This window comes from Aeromonas sp. QDB03, assembly GCF_027707985.1.
In the GTDB taxonomy this organism is placed as follows: domain Bacteria; phylum Pseudomonadota; class Gammaproteobacteria; order Enterobacterales; family Aeromonadaceae; genus Aeromonas; species Aeromonas hydrophila.
Genome location: NZ_JAPCJG010000002.1, coordinates 19320 through 36927, shown reverse-complemented (window position 1 = coordinate 36927; position 17608 = coordinate 19320). Strand labels below are relative to the sequence as shown.

Sequence of the window (17608 nt, the reverse complement as noted above, 5' to 3'; positions counted from 1 at the left end):
ACGGTCAGATGCAATGGGACAGGCTGGTCGCCGGTGAAAATTGATTGTCCCATTGGCGATTCCGGTAGCGCGCTGAATATTTTTCAACAAATTCAGCGAACATCTTAACACGCAGCGGGGCAAACTGAGGGTGGCAGCGCAACATATAGAAGGGCCGGTTGCCGGTTTTCCAGTCGGGCAGTACCGGGACCAGCTGCTCATCCTGCAGGAAGGGATGCACGTAGTGGAGCGGGGCATTGACGATCCCCAGGTGGCGCCTGGCCGCCCGGACGGCAGCCTGGGTCTGGTTGACGGTCAGTTTGGCGGTACGCTTGATCTGTACCGTCTGCTCGTCCCGATCGGTCAACTGCCAGTGCTGGTGTGGCCAGCAGTAGATCAGCGCGTGCTCTTCCAGCTGGGCGGGATGCGCCGGTGTGCCCATCTTCTCCAGATAGAGCGGGGAGGCAAACAGGCCGTATTCGATGTGGCCAAGGCAGAGTGCGTTGGGCAAGGATTGCGGCAGCTCGCCGTTGAAGAACACCAGATCCCGGTCGTTGTCGAACAGATGCTGGTGGTCATTGGTCTGGGTAATGTCGAACTGCACTTCTGGGTAGTGCAGGCCAAAGTCCGCCAGCATGTCGACCAGGATGGTGTTGGAGAGGGCGATGGGGGCCGCCAGACGGATCACCCCGTTGATGTCGGCCTCTTTGCCCTGGATCTCGCCGGTGGCCTGCTCGATCGCGGCCAGCGGGGTGCACAGGCGCTCGTAGTAGCGCAGCCCTTCGTCGGTGAGGCGGAGTTTGCGGGTGGATCTGTGTAGCAAGGAGCAGCCGAGCTGCTCTTCCAGCTGAGAAATACGTCGACTGATGGTGCCGGTTGGCATGCCCAGTGCGGCAGCCGCGTGGGAGAAGCCTCCCTCTTGCACCACCTTGACGAACAGATAGAACTCTTCGATGTACTTCATAAGCGGTGTTCTGGGTGTAACAAGCCAGTGACCTTAAGAAGAGGCGCCTGCCTTGGCAAGCTCAATCCGGCGTTTAATTGATCTGGATTAGATTCGACTCCCGCTGATACTGGTGCAACAGCCGGACAAATTCGACCGGATCCCGGTCAAGGCTGTTGTCCGGCACCAGCAGATCGTAGCCGAGCAGCTCGCGCAGCCGGGTCATGCGGTTGGCCAGCATGGCGATCACCCCCTCATAGCGCTGGCCGGAGGGAGAGCGAAAATGGCTCTCTTCCAGCAATCCCTCGCCCTGAAAAGCACAAGCACAACCCCCGCCGCTGCAGGCCGGTTGTTCGCTGCGCAGTGCCTGCAGCAAGACGCTGCGTTGCTCGGTCAGCAGGCGTACTGCCAATCTGGGTGTGATCAATGTCAAAAAATCGTCGTAATCTTTTATTTTCAAACCGATATAGGGCAGGGGGACCAGATCCCAGCCCAGATGAATGCGTGGCTGGTCGATTCGCTGAATATTTCTCCATTTCAGGATCCAACCGCCGTATTTATGGTGATATTGCAGACAATCGTGACAGAGCGAGAGACTGAAGTGAGGCTCAATCAGCTTCAATGAGCCGATAAATATCATCATCAGCCCCGCCAGCAGGCCGGAGACGAGGGGGATTAGTGGTTGTTCACCGAATAAAAAAAGTATAAAAATCATAGCAATGGTTACTATGATGCCCAACAATACCAACGTGAGTCCGTTTTTTCTGACCATGGGTTTCACATGTAGCGTTTTCATATGAAGTCAGCCCTTTGCGCATGCTTGTTTCACATTATGGGCTGGATCCGATTTTGTACCAGCACCGGGTGCCCGGGAGGGCCCTCCGTCGCTGGGTTTCCCTGTGATCACACATCATGAATCACCATATTAGATGAATACGCTAGACGAACGGTTATTGAACGGGATGGATGTGCTGCATACCCCAATCTGGGTTTATGACATCCGGCATCACCACATCTATTGGGCCAATCGCGCCGCCTTGAGCGTGTGGGAAGCGAGCTCGCTGGGCGAGCTGCAATCGCGCGACTTCTCGGCCGACATGGCACAGGCCATCGATCTGCTGCTGCAGCGCTACCTCGGGGATTTCCAGCAGGGGCGCAGCTACAGCGAGTGGTGGACCCTTTCCCCCAAGGGCGTGAAAAAGCAGATCTACCTGCGCCTCTCCGGCATCCAGCTGGCGGGTCGGCTGATGATGATGACCGAGGCGGTGATCGACGCCGATACCCTCTATCAGGAGTCCTCGCTCGCCACCGGCGATACCCTGGCCTGTCTGTTTGACAATCAGGGCCAGCTGGAGAGTGGCAACCACCATTTCGACATGTGTTTCGGCAACCAGATCCGCTACCTCTCCCAGCTCTTCTCCGGCAATGACGAGGCTTTCTACCAGAAGCTCTCCCGCCTCGATGAAGTAGTGGCCGAGGGGGAGTGCCGCACCCTCAAGGGGATGCGCTGGTTTCAGTACCAGTTTCGCCACATTCAGCAGGGGGCCCAGATCCTGCTCACCATGCGCGACATCACCGACCGCAAACTGGAAGAGCTGGAGCACCGCCACCTGGCCTGGCACGATTCGCTGACCGGCCTGCTCAATCGCTATGGCTTGATGAAATCGCTGGAGGCCTATTGCGGGCTGGGCGGGCGTTTTGCGCTGGTGTTCATGGACTTGGACAACTTCAAGCTGGTCAACGACAACTACGGCCACAAGGCCGGTGATCGGCTGCTGGAGCGGGTTGCCGGTCGGCTCAAGCAGATCTGTCCGCGGGATGTGGAGCTGGCCCGGCTCGGTGGCGACGAATTCACCGCCCTGGTGCCGCTCAGCCACTCGAGCGATCGGGCGCAGGAGGTGGCCGACCTCATGCTCTCCCAGATGACCAAGCCGCTGCAGCTGAGCGGCGTGCCCGAGGTGACCATCGGCGGCAGCATCGGCATCGCCATCTATCCAGACGATGCGGACGACGGCGACAACCTCATCACCCGCGCCGACATGGCCATGTATCAGGCCAAGCAGATGGGCCGGCTGCGCTGGCAGCGCTTCACCCCCAGCATGCAGCAGACTCTGCATCGCAAGCTGACGCTGAAGCAGTTCTTGGCCAAGGCCATCGGGCGGGGGGAGCTGAGCCTCTGCTACCAGCCTCAGGTGGATGTGGCACAGGGCAAGCTGCTCGGGTATGAGGCGCTGTTGCGCTGGCACAATCCCGTGCTGGGCCACGTCTCGCCGGTGGAGTTCATCCCGCTGGCGGAAGAGATGGGGCTGATCCGCGAGATAGGCAGTTGGGTGCTGTCGACGGCGCTGGCCCAGATGGCTTACTGGCAACGGGAGTGGCGGGTAAACGTGCCGGTGTCGGTCAATCTCTCCGGCTTCCAGCTCTCTTCCGCCCTGCCTGAACTGGTGGCCCAGCAGCTCAAAGAGTTCGGGGTGGCGGCCAGCCTGCTGACGCTGGAGCTGACCGAGACGGTATTGATGCTGGACATGAAGGGGTGCATCGAGATCCTCGACGCCCTGAGTGCGCAGGGGATCAAGATTGCCATCGACGATTTCGGTACCGGCTACTCGTCGCTGGCCTATCTCAACCGGCTGCCTATCGACACCATCAAGCTGGATCGCTCCTTCGTGGTGGGCCTCAACCTGCCGGTGATCCGCGCTACCGTCGCCATGGCCACCAGCCTGGGTCTCGGCATCATGGCCGAAGGGGTGGAGGACGAGCACGAGCTTGCCGCCCTGCGCACCCAGGGCTGCCACGTGTTTCAGGGGTTCCTGTTCAGCAAGCCGATGACGGTGGCGCAGGTGGAAGAGAGCCGTTTCATGGTCAGCTGCAAGGCTGGCCGCTATCCGCTGGCAGGCTAGCGGATTACTCTGCTGCGGTGTTAATGCGAGGGGCCTTGGGCCCCTCGCTGTTTTTGGGTAGAGTGTGGGCTTCGTCTCTGGAGGCAACATGAACCCGACTCTCGACCTTATTCTCGCCCATCGCTCCATTCGTCAATTCACCGCCGAGCCCATCACCGACATTCAGCTCGACCAGATCCTGAGCGCGGCCCAGGCCGCTTCCAGCTCCAGCTTCCTGCAGGCCAACAGCATCATCCGGGTGACCGACAAGGCACTGCGCAGCCGCCTGGCCGAGCTGGCGGGACACCAGGCCTATGTGGCCCAGGCCGCCGAGTTCCTGCTCTTTTGCGCCGACTACCATCGCCACTGCGACGTGGTGCCGGATGCCCAGACCGGCTTTGTGGAGCAGCTGCTGATCGGTGCCATCGACGGCGCCCTGATGGCCCAGAATGCCCTGCTGGCAGCCCAGTCCATGGGTCTTGGCGGCGTCTATATTGGCGGGATCCGCAACAATCCGGCCGCCGTGAGCGAGGCGGTGGGCTTGCCGCATCAGGTGATCCCGCTGTTTGGCCTCTGCCTCGGCCATCCCGCCCAGGCACCCGAACAGAAACCCCGCCTGCCTCGGGCCCTGGTGGTGCATGAAAACCGCTATCAGACCGAACTGGATCGGGATCTGCTTGCCGGCTACGACCAGCAGATCGAGGCTTACTACCAGTCCCGCAGCAGCAACAACAAGCAGCAGAGCTGGAGCGGCCAGATCCGGGGCATCCTGGGCAAGGAGGCACGCCCCTTCATGCAGGATTTCCTGCGATCCAGGGGGTTCAACCTCAAGTAATGGGCCCGATGGGCGATACTAAGGGGTAATGGCGGTGTCGCCAGCGCCGCGTGATCCTGGCTTTCCCTTGTGCTCCTGCCCGTCTGGGCACAACAAATCGGGGGCAAGCTCCGCGCTGCGGACTACCTTAACTAGGTAAGCTGTTGTAGGATCACGCAATTGGATTGGGACAGGAGTTTGGACTTCCTATGATTTTAACCCTGGTATTGCTGTCTATTGGCGCACTCCTGTTTCTGGTCATCGCCTATAACGTGGTGCAGCAATATAAGCAGAAGGCAGAGGCCGACAAGCGTCACGCCATCGCCCGCCACAAGTCGGTGGTGGATGAAACCGAAGAGATGCTGCTCAACGTCAACCTGGTGCCCTTCTCCAAGAACATAGTGTTGCTGTTGCAGCACCGGATCCTCGATGCCTATCGAGCCATCGCCCTGGTGATGCCGAGCGGCCAGCTCAAGCAGCGCATTGCCGACGTGCAGACCCAGATCAAGAATGTGCAGGAGAACTACAGCAGCCAGGATGAGGGGCACTTCAAGACCCCGGAGTCGGATCGCCAGGCCATCCAGATGCTGCAGTTGGTCAAGAAGATGCGGGCCGTGCTGCGGGTTGAACACAACAAGGGCAAGATAGATCCGCAGGGCTTTGCCCAGGAGGATCGCCGCCTCGAGCTGATGCAGCTCAAGATCAACATCGCCAACCTGGTGAAACGGGCTATGGATGCCCAGATCCAGGGGCAGTTCGGCACTTGCCGGCAACTCTACACCAAGGGGCTTGCGGCCCTGGCCAGCGTCACCGACAAGGATCCCTACCTGATGGCCCGTGAAGAGGACATGCGGCAGGGCCTGGCCGGACTCGATGCCCATCTGCAGGAGCACAGCGAGAAAGAGCTGCAGAACATCAAGGACAAAGAGGCGGACGAGCTGGACGTCCTGTTCCAACCCAAGAAGAAATGGTGATTATGTCGCACTCACTCGATACCACACTGGGGCCGATGGCCCCATTTGTTTGTCAGCTGTTGACCGAGCTGGAGGCCCTCGCCATCCATCCTGCCACCATCGAGGTCGACCACCTCTGCTACCGGGCCGCCACCTTGCCTGAGTACCAGGCCCTGAAGGCACTGTTGGCAAGCCATGGTGACCTGCTGGTGGAGGGGATGATCGGCGGACGGCCTATTGCCACCTACCGCCTGCATCAACCGGTGCCCCACGCCCACGGCATCGTGCCCTGCATCGAGCTGGCGGCGCCCAAACCGGGTCGCAGCCACCAGGCGGGACTGGAACATATCGAACTGGTGGTGCCTTCGCTGGACGCCTTGCTGGCGGCCCATCCCGAGGTGCCCTTCAAAACCGGCAACCTGCGCGATGAGCGCAATCCTGACGTGGCGGTGGTGCTGGCCTCGGGGCAGATCAAATTTCATCTGCGCACCTTGGCCGAGGTGATTGAGGAAGAGCTGGTGAGCGGCGCCGTGGTGCCGGTGCCTGCCGGCTACTACGACCAGGATTGATGAGACGGGGCTGCTTGATTGGCCCCGTTTCATAGCCGAGATAGCATCAGGGATGGCAGATGCGGGGGCGGGCGGGGCGCCCCTTCAAGTGGCCGAGCCAGAGACTCAACCCCGCCGTGATGACCAGTACCAGCTCGATGCCGAGCACCAATCCCCCGAGCCCCCCTTGCACCCAGAAGGGGTGCAGATAGAGCCCCCCCAGACTGGCCCCCAGATAGTAACCCACCAGATAGAGCGACGAGGCGAGCGCCCGGTTGTGCTCCACGTGCTGGCCGACCCAGGCGCTGGCGCAGGCGTGGGCAAGGAAAAAGCCGAAACTCGAGATGAGCAGGCCTGAGAGGATGGCGCCGAGCGAGCCACCCAGCAGCAGGGCGCTGCCGAGTGCCATCAGGGCTATGCCGACCAGCAGCAGGCGCTGCGCCCCCCAGCGATGGGCGCAGCGACCGCTGAGGGAGGAGGCCACCGTCCCCGACAGATAGGTCAGAAACAGCATGCCGAGCCATTGGGTCGGCAAGGAGAAGGGGGGGCTGGCCAGCAGGAAGGTGAGGTAACTGTATTGGTTCAGAAACACCATGAAGTTGAGGCCGCCGATGAGGTAGGCCCCCACCAGCAGCGGGTTGCTGAGGTGGCTGGCGATGGCCTGGCGAAACTGGCCCGGCTTGGCGATGACGGGCACGAAACGGGTCTGTGCCGGCAGCAGCCAGATGACAAGGGGCAACAATGCCAGGCTGATGAGGCCGATGCCGAGAAAAGTGTGCTGCCAGTCGTCAAACCAGCCGGCCAGCAGACCGCCGACCACCCGGCCGGCGATGCCCCCTAGCGAGTTGGCGGCGATGTAGACCCCGACGGCGGAGAGCAGGGCCCGCTTGCTGAACTCTTCCCCCATGTAGGCGATGGCGGTGGCGGGCAGCCCCGCCAGCAGGACCCCCTGCAGGATCCGCAGCAGCAGCAGCTGTTCAAACTGACTGACCAGGCTGATGAGCAGGGAGAGCAGGATGGCGCCAGCCAGACTCCATAGCATGATCCGGCGCCGGCCGAAGCGATCCGCCAGTCGGGCGCAGACGAGCAGCGAGACGGCGAGCCCAGCGGTGCAGCCGGCCAGGGTCCAGCCGGCCGACAGCGAGCTGACGGAGAACACCTCGGCCAGCAGCGGCAGCAGCGGGTGGGTTTGATAGAGATTGAGAAACACCAGGAAGGAACCCAGGCTGAGGGCCAGGGTGGCGCGGATCCATTCACGACTACCGACTTCGATCATATGCAATTGTCCTGACAGCTTTGTTGCAGGCTAGTGCGCGCCAGAACATAAATATAATATATTTAAGTTATCCATCTGATAAATTGAATTGATATGGACCTGAAACAGCTCACCTATCTGCTGGCAGTGCGGGATGCCGGCTCCTTTACCAAGGCGGCCAACGGGTTGCACGTGGCGCAACCCGCCATCAGCATGGCCATCGCCAAGCTGGAGCAGCAGCTCGAGCTGCGCTTGTTCGACCGCCAGGATCGCAACGTGCGGCTCACCCCGGAAGGGGAGGTGCTCTGCCGCCATGCCGAGCGCCTGCTGCGCCAGATGCATCAGGCCGAAGCCGAGATGGCCGAACTCAAGGGGCTGGAGCGCGGAGAGGTGCGCATCGGCATCCCCTACATGATGGGCTCCTATTACTTTCCACCGATCCTGATGGCCTTCAAGCATCGCTACCCCGGCCTCAAGATCCGGGTGGAGGAGGCGGGTACTCGCGAGCTGTTGAGCCGCATGGTGGACGGCTCGCTGGATCTCGCCATCCTCATCACCAGCGATCTGCCGCCGGCACTGGAGGGGGCCCAACTGCTGCGTGAAGAGATGTTGATGGTGGTGGGGGAGGAGCATCCGCTGCGTCAGGCCCGGAGCGTGTCGCTGAGCGAGTTCTTCAGCCAGGAGCTGGCGATGTTTCGCCGCGGCTTCTATCACCGCGAACACATGGAAGCGCTGGCCCAGGGACTGGGCTGCGAGCCCGACATCGCCTTTGAGAGCAACCTCATCCCGCTGCTCAAGGCGGTGGTGAAGCAGGGCTTTGCGGTGACCACCTTCTTGCGGATGGCGCTGGACGAAGAGCCCGCCCTGACCGGGATCCCATTTGCACCCCCGATCTTTCTCGATCTGTGCGTGGCGTGGCGGCGAGGGGATCCGCTCTCCATGGCCAACCGTGCCTTGCGGGATTTTTTGCTGGCACAGGCACGGCCATAAATGGCCAAGAAGGAAGGGCTATCAGGCAAAAATTTGTTAGTATTAGTTCAAGTCGCCTTTAGAGCCTAACATCATGAAACTCCAACAATTGCGTTATATCGTTGAGGTTGCCAACCACAGACTGAACGTGTCGGCAACGGCAGAGAGCCTCTACACCTCTCAGCCAGGGATCAGCAAACAGGTGCGCATGCTGGAAGATGAGCTGGGGATCCAGATTTTCGAGCGCAGCGGCAAACATCTGACCCAGATCACCCCGGCTGGCCGGGATGTGATCAAGATTGCCAACGAGATCCTGGGCAAGGTGGAAAGCATCAAGTCGGTGGCGAGTCAGCACACTCACCCCGAGCAGGGCACGCTCCACATTGCGACCACCCACACCCAGGCCCGTTATGCGCTGCCTGACGTGATCAAGGGCTTCATCAAGCGCTTTCCCAAGGTCTCCCTGCACATGCACCAAGGCACGCCGACCCAGATCAGCGAAGCCGTGGTCAAGGGCCAGGCCGACTTTGCCATCGCCACCGAGGCGCTGCACCTGTACGAAGATCTCATCATGTTGCCCTGCTACCACTGGAACCGCAGCGTGATCGTGCCCAAGGGCCACCCGCTGACCCAGGTCGGCAAGCTCTCCATTGCCGACATCGCCCGCTTCCCGCTGGTGACCTATGTGTTCGGCTTTACCGGCCGCTCCGAACTCGACACCGCCTTCAACCGTGCCGGTTTTGAGCCCAACATCGTCTTCACTGCCACCGATGCGGACGTGATCAAGACCTATGTCCGGCTGGGGGTGGGGATCGGAGTAATGGCGACCATGGCGCTGGATCCCCAGGTCGATACCGATCTGGTGGCGCTCGATGCCAGCCACCTGTTTGCCCACAGCACCACCAAGATCGGCTTTCGCAAGGGCTCCTTCCTGCGTACCTACATGTATGACTTCATGACCCGTTTTGCCCCGCATCTGACCCGGGATGTGGTGGAGCGTGCCATCGCCCTGCGCTCCAGCGACGACGTGGATGCCATGTTTGCCGATATCGAGCTGCCCATCCGCTAGCGCTGCGGCGATACGAGAGCAACAAAAAACGCCTCCCGATGGGAGGCGTTTTTCATGGCGACGAGCGGCGAGGCGGGATCACTTCTTGAACATGTGATCCAGCTTATTGGCCTTGGTCGAGAGGTAGAACTCGTTGTGGGGATTGCGCCCTTCCTGCAGGGGGACCCGTTCCGCCACCGGAATGCCGAAGGATTCCATCGCCTTCATCTTGCGCGGGTTGTTGGTCATCAACTTGAGGGATTTCACCTCCAGCTGCTTGAGCATGTCGGCGCAGATGGTGTAATCGCGCATGTCGGCAGCAAAGCCGAGCGCCACGTTGGCCTCGACGGTGTCGGCGCCCTGATCCTGCAGATGATAGGCCCGGATCTTGTTGAGCAGGCCGATGCCGCGCCCTTCCTGACGCACGTACAGCAAGACGCCGCGGCCGGCCTTGGCGATGTTTTCCAATGCAGCCTGCAGCTGGAAGCCGCAGTCGCAACGCAGACTGAACAGGGCATCGCCGGTCAGGCACTCGGAGTGAATGCGGCCCAGCACCGGCTCATCGCCCGTGATATCGCCCATCACCAGTGCGGCGTGATCCTTGCCGGTGCCGGTTTCCTGAAAGCCTACCAGCGTGAAAGTGCCCCAAGGGGTCGGCAACTTGGATTTAGCCACGAGGGTAACGCTGCTCATAGGTTGCTCCTTACTACAGCTGCTTAAAAAAGGGCGGCCAGTTTAGCGCGCCTTGTGCGGAACAACCATAAGAACAAAACATTGCACAACTTAATGGTTTGCCTGGTGGTACACAAAGAGGACAGTTGCGACTGGTTTTGCGCAAATGTGTGCCACGACGACTGCCAGGCTCGGCACATTTGGGTATAATCGGCGCCCATTACCCCATCCCTCCCGGGATGTGTGCAACAAGTGTGCAGGAGAGACGTTATGCCGCAGATGGCCCCCGTGATGACAATTGATGGCCCGAGTGGTGCAGGCAAGGGCACCCTGTGTCAGTTGCTGGCTGAAAAACTGGGTTGGCACCTGCTCGATTCCGGCGCCATCTATCGGGTACTGGCCCTGGCCGCTCTGCATCACGATGTAGAGCTCGATGCCGAAGCTGCGCTGGTTCCCCTGGCTGCCAATCTGGACGTGCAGTTCCAGGTCGATGCCGAGCAGGTGAAAGTCGTGCTGGAAGGGGAGGATGTCTCCCGTACCATCCGTACCGAGGAAGTGGGCAATGCCGCCAGTAAAATCGCCGCGTTCCCGCGGGTGCGCGAAGCCCTGCTGCGTCGTCAGCGTGCATTCCGCCAAGCTCCCGGCCTCATCGCCGACGGTCGTGACATGGGCACCGTGGTTTTTCCGGAAGCCGAGGTGAAGATTTTCCTCGACGCCAGCGCCGAAGAACGGGCTGCTCGCCGCTATAAGCAGTTGCAAGATAAGGGCTTTGATGTTAACTTTGAGCGTCTTTTAACCGAGATTCGGGAACGTGACGATCGCGACAGAAATCGCGCCGTTGCCCCCCTTAAACCGGCAGAAGATGCTCTCGTGGTGGATTCAACCGCCATGTCCATAGACGAAGTGCTGGTAACGGTACTTGCCTATGCAGAGCAACAACTTGGTGATGTCAGTACAAACTGATGTCAGTCGTCTGCACCATGGATGGCGCAGATAATTTAAAACAACCCCGCTTGTGCCGGATTGCAAGTGGATGTTTCATTTGTGACATAAACAATGATCGAATCTTTTGCTCAACTCTTTGAAGAGTCCCTGAACGCCGTTGAAACCCGTCAAGGTTCCATCGTCAAGGGTACTGTCGTTGCTATCGAAAATGGTTTCGTTCTGGTTGACGCCGGTCTGAAATCCGAGTCCGCTATCCCGGCTGAAGAATTCAAGAACGCCATGGGCGAGCTGGAAATCAACGTAGGCGACTCCGTTGACGTGGCTCTGGACTCTATCGAAGATGGTTTCGGCGAAACCAAGCTGTCCCGCGAAAAAGCCAAGCGCCACGAAGCCTGGCTGCAGCTTGAAAAAGCTTACGAAGAGCAAGCTACCGTTATCGGTATCATCAACGGCAAGGTCAAGGGTGGTTTCACCGTTGAACTGAACGGCATCCGTGCCTTCCTGCCGGGTTCTCTGGTTGACGTGCGTCCGATCCGTGACACCGCTCACCTGGAAAACAAAGAACTCGAGTTCAAAGTCATCAAGCTGGACCAGAAGCGCAACAACGTTGTTGTTTCCCGTCGTGCCGTGATCGAGACCGAGAACACCTCCGAGCGCGAAAGCCTGCTGGCTAACCTGCAAGAAGGTCAAGAAGTTAAGGGTATCGTCAAGAACCTGACCGACTACGGTGCATTCGTAGATCTGGGCGGTGTTGACGGCCTGCTGCACATCACCGACATGGCGTGGAAGCGCGTTAAGCATCCTTCCGAAATCGTCAACGTTGGCGACGAGATCGCAGTCAAGGTTCTGAAGTTCGACCGCGAGCGTACCCGTGTATCCCTGGGTCTGAAGCAGCTGGGCGAAGATCCCTGGGTTGCTATCGCCAAGCGTTACCCGGAGACCACCCGTCTGTCTGGCCGCGTGACCAACCTGACCGACTACGGCTGCTTCGTTGAAATCGAAGAAGGCGTGGAAGGCCTGGTACACGTATCCGAGATGGATTGGACCAACAAGAACATCCACCCGTCCAAGGTTGTTAACGTTGGCGATGTGGTTGACGTGATGGTTCTGGACATCGACGAAGAGCGTCGTCGTATCTCCCTGGGTCTGAAGCAGTGCAAATCCAACCCGTGGCAGCTGTTTGCCGAAACTCACGCCAAGGGCGACCGTGTTTCCGGCAAGATCAAGTCCATCACTGACTTCGGTATCTTCATCGGTCTGGATGGCGGCATCGACGGCCTGGTTCACCTGTCTGACATCTCCTGGAACAACCAGGGCGAAGAAGCCGTGCGTGAATTCAAGAAGGGCGACGAGATCGAAGCCGTTGTTCTGCAAGTGGACCCGGAGCGTGAGCGCATCTCCCTGGGCGTCAAGCAGATCGAAGAAGACCCGTTCAATAAGTACCTGTCTGACAACAAGAAAGGTGCTATTGTGAAGGGTAAGGTTACCGAGGTTGATGCCAAGGGTGCCGTGATCGAACTGGCTGACGGCGTAGAAGGCTACCTGCGTGCCTCCGACGCTGCTCGTGACCGTGTAGAAGACGCCACTCTGGTGCTGTCTGTTGGTGACGAAGTTGAAGCCAAGTTCATGGGCGTTGATCGCAAGAACCGCACTGTAAGCCTGTCTGTCCGCGCTAAGGACGAGGCTGATGAGCGTGTTGCTATCGACAGCCTGAACCAACAAGAAGAAGTTGTGTTCAGCAATGCCATGGCTGAAGCGTTCAAAGCCGCCAAGGGTGAATAATCCTTGATGCAAGAAAAGGGCGGCGTGTCACGCCGCCCTTTTTTATCATTGGCGTAATGAATATTGCATGTGATCGGGGAAGGAGATTTAACGTTATGACCAAATCAGATCTCATCGAACAATTGGCTGCCAGCCGCATGCATATGCCGGCCAAGGATGTCGAAGCTGCCATCAAGGAGATCCTTGAGCAGATGGCATCGACTTTGCAAAACGGCGACCGGATTGAAATCCGCGGATTTGGAAGTTTTTCACTGCACTATCGCGCCCCCCGCGTGGGCCGCAACCCCAAAACCGGGGACAAGGTTGAACTGACCGGGAAATATGTTCCCCATTTCAAACCTGGCAAAGAGTTACGCGAGCGAGTGAATATCGCTGAATAATGCAGAAAATGGCATACTTGGGTATGCCTTTTTTGTTTTTATGGTTTGCCTTGTGGCAATTGTCCGGTTTCTCCAAGTCTTTTCCCATTCGCTCTAGAGTCTGCCGGTGATTTTAAGGATAATCAGCCTTTCATTAGATACTGACAGGGAGCTCCTATGAAGCGTATCTTGGCCCTCATTCCACTGGTGCTGGTGTTTATTCTGACCCTGGCCGTCGGTTCGCAAAATGGCCAGCTGGTGCAGTTCAACTATCTGATTGCCCAGGGCGAGTTTTCACTCTCCATGTTGCTGGGATTCTTTTTTGGTGGTGGCTTCCTGCTGGGCTGGCTGGTATTTGGTCTCTTGTTCCTGCGTCTGAAGATGCAGAATCGCACCCTCAATCGCACCATGCGCCGTCAATCCCGCGAGTTGGAGCTGGCTCGGTCGGCTGCCAAGGAATAATGTCCCTCGATGCTTGAACTGCTTTTCCTGCTGTTGCCCATTGCTGCCGGTTACGGCTGGTACATGGGGCGCAGGAGTGTTCGCCAGGACACCCAGAAACAGAGTAACCAGTTTTCCCGCCAGTACGTGGCGGGCCTCAATTATTTGTTGTCCGATGAGTCAGACAAGGCGGTGGATCTCTTTATCCAGCTGCTGGAAGTGGACAGCGAAACCATCGAAACTCACCTCTCCCTCGGCAACCTGTTTCGCCAGCGTGGCGAGGTGGACCGTGCCATCAAGATCCACCAGAACCTGGTGACCCGCCAGCTGACCCGGGAACAGCGCCAGCTGGCGTTGCAGGAACTGGCACGCGACTTTCTTGCTGCCGGTCTGCTGGACAGGGCCGAGGCGCTCTGGAACGAGCTGTGTGATGACAGCGACTATGAAGAGACGGCACTGGCCCAGCTGTTGATCATTCATCAGCAACTGCGGGATTGGGACAAGGCCATCGACGTGGCGGTACGGCTGCAGAAGTTTCAGGGCAAGAAGCTGGCCGAACCCATTTCCCATTTTTACTGCGAGCAGGCAGAGAGCGCCTTGCGTGAAGGGGACAAATCCGCCGGGCTTGCCAAGCTCAAGCGGGCGCTCAGCGTCAACCCCGCCTGTGCCCGTGCCAGCCTGCGTCTGGCGGAGCTGGCCATGGCAGCAGGGGAGTACGAGCAGGCCAGCAAGGAGCTCTTGCGGGTGTTCGAGCAGGATATCGACTTTGCCTCAGAAGCCATTCCCTCCCTCAACGAGTGCTATCAGCGGCTTGGCCGTGCCCACGATCTCATTCCTCTGCTGGAGCAGGCGGTGGAGGATCATGCCGGCGTCAGCGTGACCCTGGCACTGGCCAAGTTGGTGGAGGAGCGCGATGGTCTGAGTCAGGCCCGTGCGCTGGTGCTGCGCCAATTGCGCCGTCATCCCTCCATGAAGGGCTTCTATCAGCTGGTGGGTTTCCAGCTGGCAAGCGCTGAGGAGGGTCCCGCCAAGGAGAGCCTTGAGCTCTTGCAGCAGCTGGTTGGCGAGCAGATCAAGATCAAATCCACCCACAAGTGCCGGCAGTGCGGTTTTGCCACCCACTCCTTGTTCTGGCAGTGCCCCTCCTGCCGTCAGTGGGGATCCATCAAGCCGATCCGCGGCCTGGACGGGGAGTAAGAGCCACCACAAGATCATGAGCCAGGCTGCTGCGGCCTGGTGTTTTCAGGTCGAGCCGGGGCCAAGCTCCGGGCGGCGAATAACCATCGATAGGAAGTGAGATGCTAGATCCCAAAGTACTGGTTGCGCTGGATTATCAGCACGAGGCCGATGCCTTCGCCTTCATTGAACGTATCTCCCCGGCCCAGTGCCGTCTCAAGGTAGGCAAGGAGATGTTTACCCTGTTTGGTCCCCAGTTCGTGCGTCAGCTGGTTGCCAAGGGATTTGATGTCTTTCTGGATCTGAAGTTTCACGACATTCCCAACACCGTCGCCAAGGCGGTGGCCGCCAGTGCCGAGCTCGGTGTCTGGATGGTGAACGTGCACGCCAGCGGTGGCGAGCGGATGATGCGGGCCGCCAAGGAGGCGCTGCTGCCCTATGGCGACAAGGCGCCGCTGCTTATCGGGGTGACCGTGCTGACCAGCATGGAGCAGGCCGACATGGCGCCGCTGGGGCTCACTGTCGGCCCGGCCGAGCAGGTGATCCGGCTGGCCAAATTGACCAAGGAGGCGGGGCTCGATGGGGTGGTCTGCTCCGCCGAAGAGGCGCGTGAATTGAAGGCGCTGCTCGGCGCTGACTTCAAGCTGGTGACGCCGGGGATCCGTCCCACTGGTTCAGCTGCCGGGGATCAACGCCGGGTCATGACACCGCTGGCGGCGGTGGAGGCGGGGGCCGACTATCTGGTGATTGGCCGCCCCATCACCCAGGCGGCCGATCCTGCCGCCATGCTGGCAGGTATCAACGCAGAGCTGGCAAATCGATAACGGACAGGATGCCGGCCCGATGGGGCCGGCATTGCATCAGGGGCGGCTCACTCCTTGGGAGCGGGCTCACGCAGGGTGATCGGGAGCAGGCCGAGCAACAGGCCGGCGCCTGAGCCAATCAGATGTGATTCAATGTGTACCCTGGCGCCGATGAGGGCGGACACCGGGCTTTCCCCCGCACTGTAGAAGTCCACCCCGAGCTTGATCGCCACCCCTGCCAGCATCAACCAGCCGGAGTAGCGGCGATAGCGGATATCCTGCAGCGCGCCCCAGACGAACAGGCCGTGCAGCGCGCCCGACAATCCCATGTACCACTGGGTCTGCGGACACCACCACCAGATACCGAACCCGACGGCGGCGCCGAGCAACAGCAACAGCAGCGGCAGCCGACAACCGGTCAGGTATTCGCGAAACAGGCTGTAAAGTACCCACAACCCGCTCAGATTGAGCAGCAGGTGCCACAGATTGGTGTGGGCCAGATTGCCTGTTATGATGCGCCACCCTTCACCCTGGGCTATCAGGGTGCGATCGAAGGAGAGCTGGTGATTCGGCACGATGAAAAAGAGCAGCAAACTGGCGAGTGAAAGCGTGATGACCCAGAGCAATCCTGATTTTTCTGACAACATGAAACAGTCCGACGACAACAAGAGCCGCTACTGTACACGTTGCACCAGAGCCCTCAAAGCCTGTCTGTGTGATTATATTCGGCAGGTGCCGCATCTCGCCCCTCTTCATATTTTGCAGCATCCGAGCGAAGTCGGGCATCCCAAGGGAACCGCCATCCTGCTGGCCGCCTCGCTGGCGCAGGCCCGCCTGCATGTGGGCGAACAGGTGGCCGACGCTCCCGAGCTGGCGGCCTTGCTGGCCGATCCCGCGCTGCAGTGTTATCTGCTGTGGCCGGATGAGGAGGCCATCTCGCTTGCCAGGGTGCGGGAGAGGGAGACGGCTGAGCCGGCTCGCCGGGTCTGTTTTTTGCTGCTCGATGGCACCTGGCGCAAGGCCTACCGGATGCTGCACAGCAACCCTGAGTTGCAGCAGCTGCCGCGGATAAAGCTGGACGCCGTCGCGGGGCAATATTCCATTCGCAAGAAGCCGTTTGGAGAGGCGCTGTCGACCCTGGAAGCGGGCTACCATCTGTTGTCGCAGTGGGAGAGGGCGCCCGATCGCTTCGCCCCGCTGATGACCCTTTTTACCCATTTGAACCGGCAGTGGCATGATTTTGCCCAGGGCCGGCGCAGTTGAACTGCCCAGAGGAGAGTTATTCGTGAAAAAAGCCGTCGTGGTATTCAGTGGTGGTCAAGACAGCACCACCTGCCTGGTTCAGGCCTTGTCCCGTTATGACGAGGTGCACGCCATCACCTTCGATTATGGTCAGCGCCATCGGGAAGAGATCGAGACGGCGCGCCGTCTGGCCAGTGGGCTCGGCATCGCCGCCCACAAGGTGATGGACGTGACCATGCTGGGCGAGCTGGCCATCTCGGCCCTGACCCGGGACGAGATCCCGGTGAGCTTCGAGCTGCAGGACAACGGCCTGCCCAATACCTTCGTACCGGGCCGCAACATCCTGTTCCTCACCCTGGCCGCTATCTACGCCTATCAGGTGGGTGCCGAGGCGGTGATCACCGGGGTGTGCGAGACCGATTTCTCCGGTTATCCCGATTGCCGTGACGAGTTCGTCAAGGCGCTCAATCAGGCAGTCTCCTTGGGGCTGGATCGCGCCATTTGCTTCGAGACCCCGCTGATGTGGCTCGACAAGGCCGAGACCTGGGCACTGGCGGATCACTACGGCCACCTCGACACCGTGCGCCAGCAAACGCTCACCTGCTACAACGGCATTGCCGGCGACGGTTGCGGTGCCTGTCCTGCCTGCGATCTGCGCAGCCGCGGCCTGCAGCAGTACCTGGCCGACAAGGCGGGCGTGACGGCACGCTTGCACCAAAAAACCGGGCTGGGCGAGAAAAGCGGATGCTGAACCTGCGTCTCGGCCATGCTTGGGGTATAATCCGCGACTTTTGCAACCA

Annotated in this window: 19 protein-coding genes; 14 read left to right on the top strand and 5 right to left on the bottom strand. The window is 59.8% G+C overall.

All coding sequences use genetic code 11. From position 1 onward, the window contains the following. Positions 1 to 4: 4 nt before the first annotated feature. Together PG900_RS04915 and PG900_RS04910 are read right to left on the bottom strand one after the other, a co-directional pair. Positions 5 to 943, bottom strand: coding sequence for a LysR family transcriptional regulator (locus PG900_RS04915; protein WP_124252857.1), 939 nt, complete (start codon positions 941 to 943; stop codon positions 5 to 7). 73 nt (positions 944 to 1016) lie between these two features. Continuing rightward, positions 1017 to 1718, bottom strand: coding sequence for a DUF2982 domain-containing protein (locus tag PG900_RS04910; RefSeq protein ID WP_103827169.1), 702 nt, complete (start codon positions 1716 to 1718; stop codon positions 1017 to 1019). A gap of 166 nt (positions 1719 to 1884) precedes the next feature. On the opposite strand from PG900_RS04910, the gene PG900_RS04905 reads away from it, so the two are divergent. From PG900_RS04905 to PG900_RS04890, 4 genes are all read left to right on the top strand, one after another. Continuing rightward, the gene (locus tag PG900_RS04905) at positions 1885 to 3822 is read left to right on the top strand and encodes a putative bifunctional diguanylate cyclase/phosphodiesterase (protein ID WP_270801544.1); all 1938 of its coding nucleotides are present in this window, start codon (positions 1885 to 1887) and stop codon (positions 3820 to 3822) included. Between the two features lie 88 nt (positions 3823 to 3910). Continuing rightward, positions 3911 to 4636 carry an oxygen-insensitive NADPH nitroreductase gene (gene nfsA, locus PG900_RS04900; protein WP_043122231.1) on the top strand — a complete coding sequence of 242 codons (726 nt, stop codon included), beginning with the start codon at positions 3911 to 3913 and terminating at the stop codon, positions 4634 to 4636. A 188-nt stretch (positions 4637 to 4824) separates the two neighbouring features. Next, positions 4825 to 5589: a DNA repair protein gene (locus tag PG900_RS04895; RefSeq protein ID WP_270801513.1), complete on the top strand. Its 765-nt coding sequence runs from the start codon at positions 4825 to 4827 to the stop codon at positions 5587 to 5589. Then, positions 5583 to 6137: a VOC family protein gene (locus PG900_RS04890; RefSeq protein WP_270801516.1), complete on the top strand. Its 555-nt coding sequence runs from the start codon at positions 5583 to 5585 to the stop codon at positions 6135 to 6137. Before PG900_RS04895 ends, PG900_RS04890 begins: the two co-directional genes overlap by 7 nt. Before the next feature lie 46 nt (positions 6138 to 6183). Here the strand turns inward: PG900_RS04890 and PG900_RS04885 are convergent, their stop codons facing one another. Continuing rightward, positions 6184 to 7392, bottom strand: a complete 1209-nt coding sequence (locus PG900_RS04885; RefSeq protein WP_270801519.1) for an MFS transporter — start codon at positions 7390 to 7392, stop codon at positions 6184 to 6186. A gap of 93 nt (positions 7393 to 7485) precedes the next feature. Here PG900_RS04885 and PG900_RS04880 point away from each other — a divergent pair, with 93 nt between their 5' ends. After that, complete coding sequence (locus tag PG900_RS04880; RefSeq protein ID WP_270801522.1) at positions 7486 to 8361, top strand: LysR family transcriptional regulator; 876 nt, start codon at positions 7486 to 7488, stop codon at positions 8359 to 8361. A gap of 73 nt (positions 8362 to 8434) precedes the next feature. Then, positions 8435 to 9409 (top strand): HTH-type transcriptional regulator CysB, encoded by a 975-nt coding sequence (cysB, locus tag PG900_RS04875; RefSeq protein ID WP_010634254.1) that lies wholly within the window; start codon positions 8435 to 8437, stop codon positions 9407 to 9409. A 78-nt stretch (positions 9410 to 9487) separates the two neighbouring features. On the opposite strand, the gene ribA is transcribed toward cysB, so the two are convergent. Beyond that, positions 9488 to 10081: a GTP cyclohydrolase II gene (gene ribA / locus PG900_RS04870; protein ID WP_010634253.1), complete on the bottom strand. Its 594-nt coding sequence runs from the start codon at positions 10079 to 10081 to the stop codon at positions 9488 to 9490. 249 nt (positions 10082 to 10330) lie between these two features. Between ribA and cmk the strand changes: the two genes are divergently transcribed. From cmk to pyrF, 6 genes are all read left to right on the top strand, one after another. Further along, entirely contained in the window at positions 10331 to 11023 is a 693-nt protein-coding gene (gene cmk / locus PG900_RS04865) for a (d)CMP kinase (protein ID WP_011705689.1), read from the top strand. A 93-nt stretch (positions 11024 to 11116) separates the two neighbouring features. Further along, positions 11117 to 12787, top strand: a complete 1671-nt coding sequence (gene rpsA / locus PG900_RS04860) for a 30S ribosomal protein S1 (RefSeq protein ID WP_011705690.1) — start codon at positions 11117 to 11119, stop codon at positions 12785 to 12787. Between the two features lie 95 nt (positions 12788 to 12882). Beyond that, entirely contained in the window at positions 12883 to 13167 is a 285-nt protein-coding gene (ihfB, locus tag PG900_RS04855; RefSeq protein ID WP_011705691.1) for an integration host factor subunit beta, read from the top strand. Positions 13168 to 13323: 156 nt separating this feature from the next. After that, positions 13324 to 13608 (top strand): LapA family protein, encoded by a 285-nt coding sequence (locus PG900_RS04850; protein ID WP_011705692.1) that lies wholly within the window; start codon positions 13324 to 13326, stop codon positions 13606 to 13608. 9 nt (positions 13609 to 13617) lie between these two features. Continuing rightward, positions 13618 to 14784 (top strand): lipopolysaccharide assembly protein LapB, encoded by a 1167-nt coding sequence (gene lapB, locus PG900_RS04845; RefSeq protein WP_270831022.1) that lies wholly within the window; start codon positions 13618 to 13620, stop codon positions 14782 to 14784. 101 nt (positions 14785 to 14885) lie between these two features. Further along, a complete protein-coding gene (gene pyrF, locus PG900_RS04840; RefSeq protein ID WP_049049063.1) occupies positions 14886 to 15587 on the top strand; it encodes an orotidine-5'-phosphate decarboxylase in 702 nt (233 codons plus the stop codon). A 47-nt stretch (positions 15588 to 15634) separates the two neighbouring features. Here the strand turns inward: pyrF and rrtA are convergent, their stop codons facing one another. Beyond that, positions 15635 to 16213, bottom strand: a complete 579-nt coding sequence (gene rrtA / locus PG900_RS04835; protein WP_270831021.1) for a rhombosortase — start codon at positions 16211 to 16213, stop codon at positions 15635 to 15637. Here rrtA and PG900_RS04830 point away from each other — a divergent pair. Both PG900_RS04830 and queC read left to right on the top strand, forming a co-directional pair. Then, positions 16143 to 16829 carry a tRNA-uridine aminocarboxypropyltransferase gene (locus PG900_RS04830; protein WP_270831020.1) on the top strand — a complete coding sequence of 229 codons (687 nt, stop codon included), beginning with the start codon at positions 16143 to 16145 and terminating at the stop codon, positions 16827 to 16829. The two genes, rrtA and PG900_RS04830, sit on opposite strands and share 71 nt — an antisense overlap. Before the next feature lie 22 nt (positions 16830 to 16851). Next, entirely contained in the window at positions 16852 to 17559 is a 708-nt protein-coding gene (queC, locus tag PG900_RS04825; RefSeq protein ID WP_270831019.1) for a 7-cyano-7-deazaguanine synthase QueC, read from the top strand. Positions 17560 to 17608 lie beyond the last annotated feature (49 nt).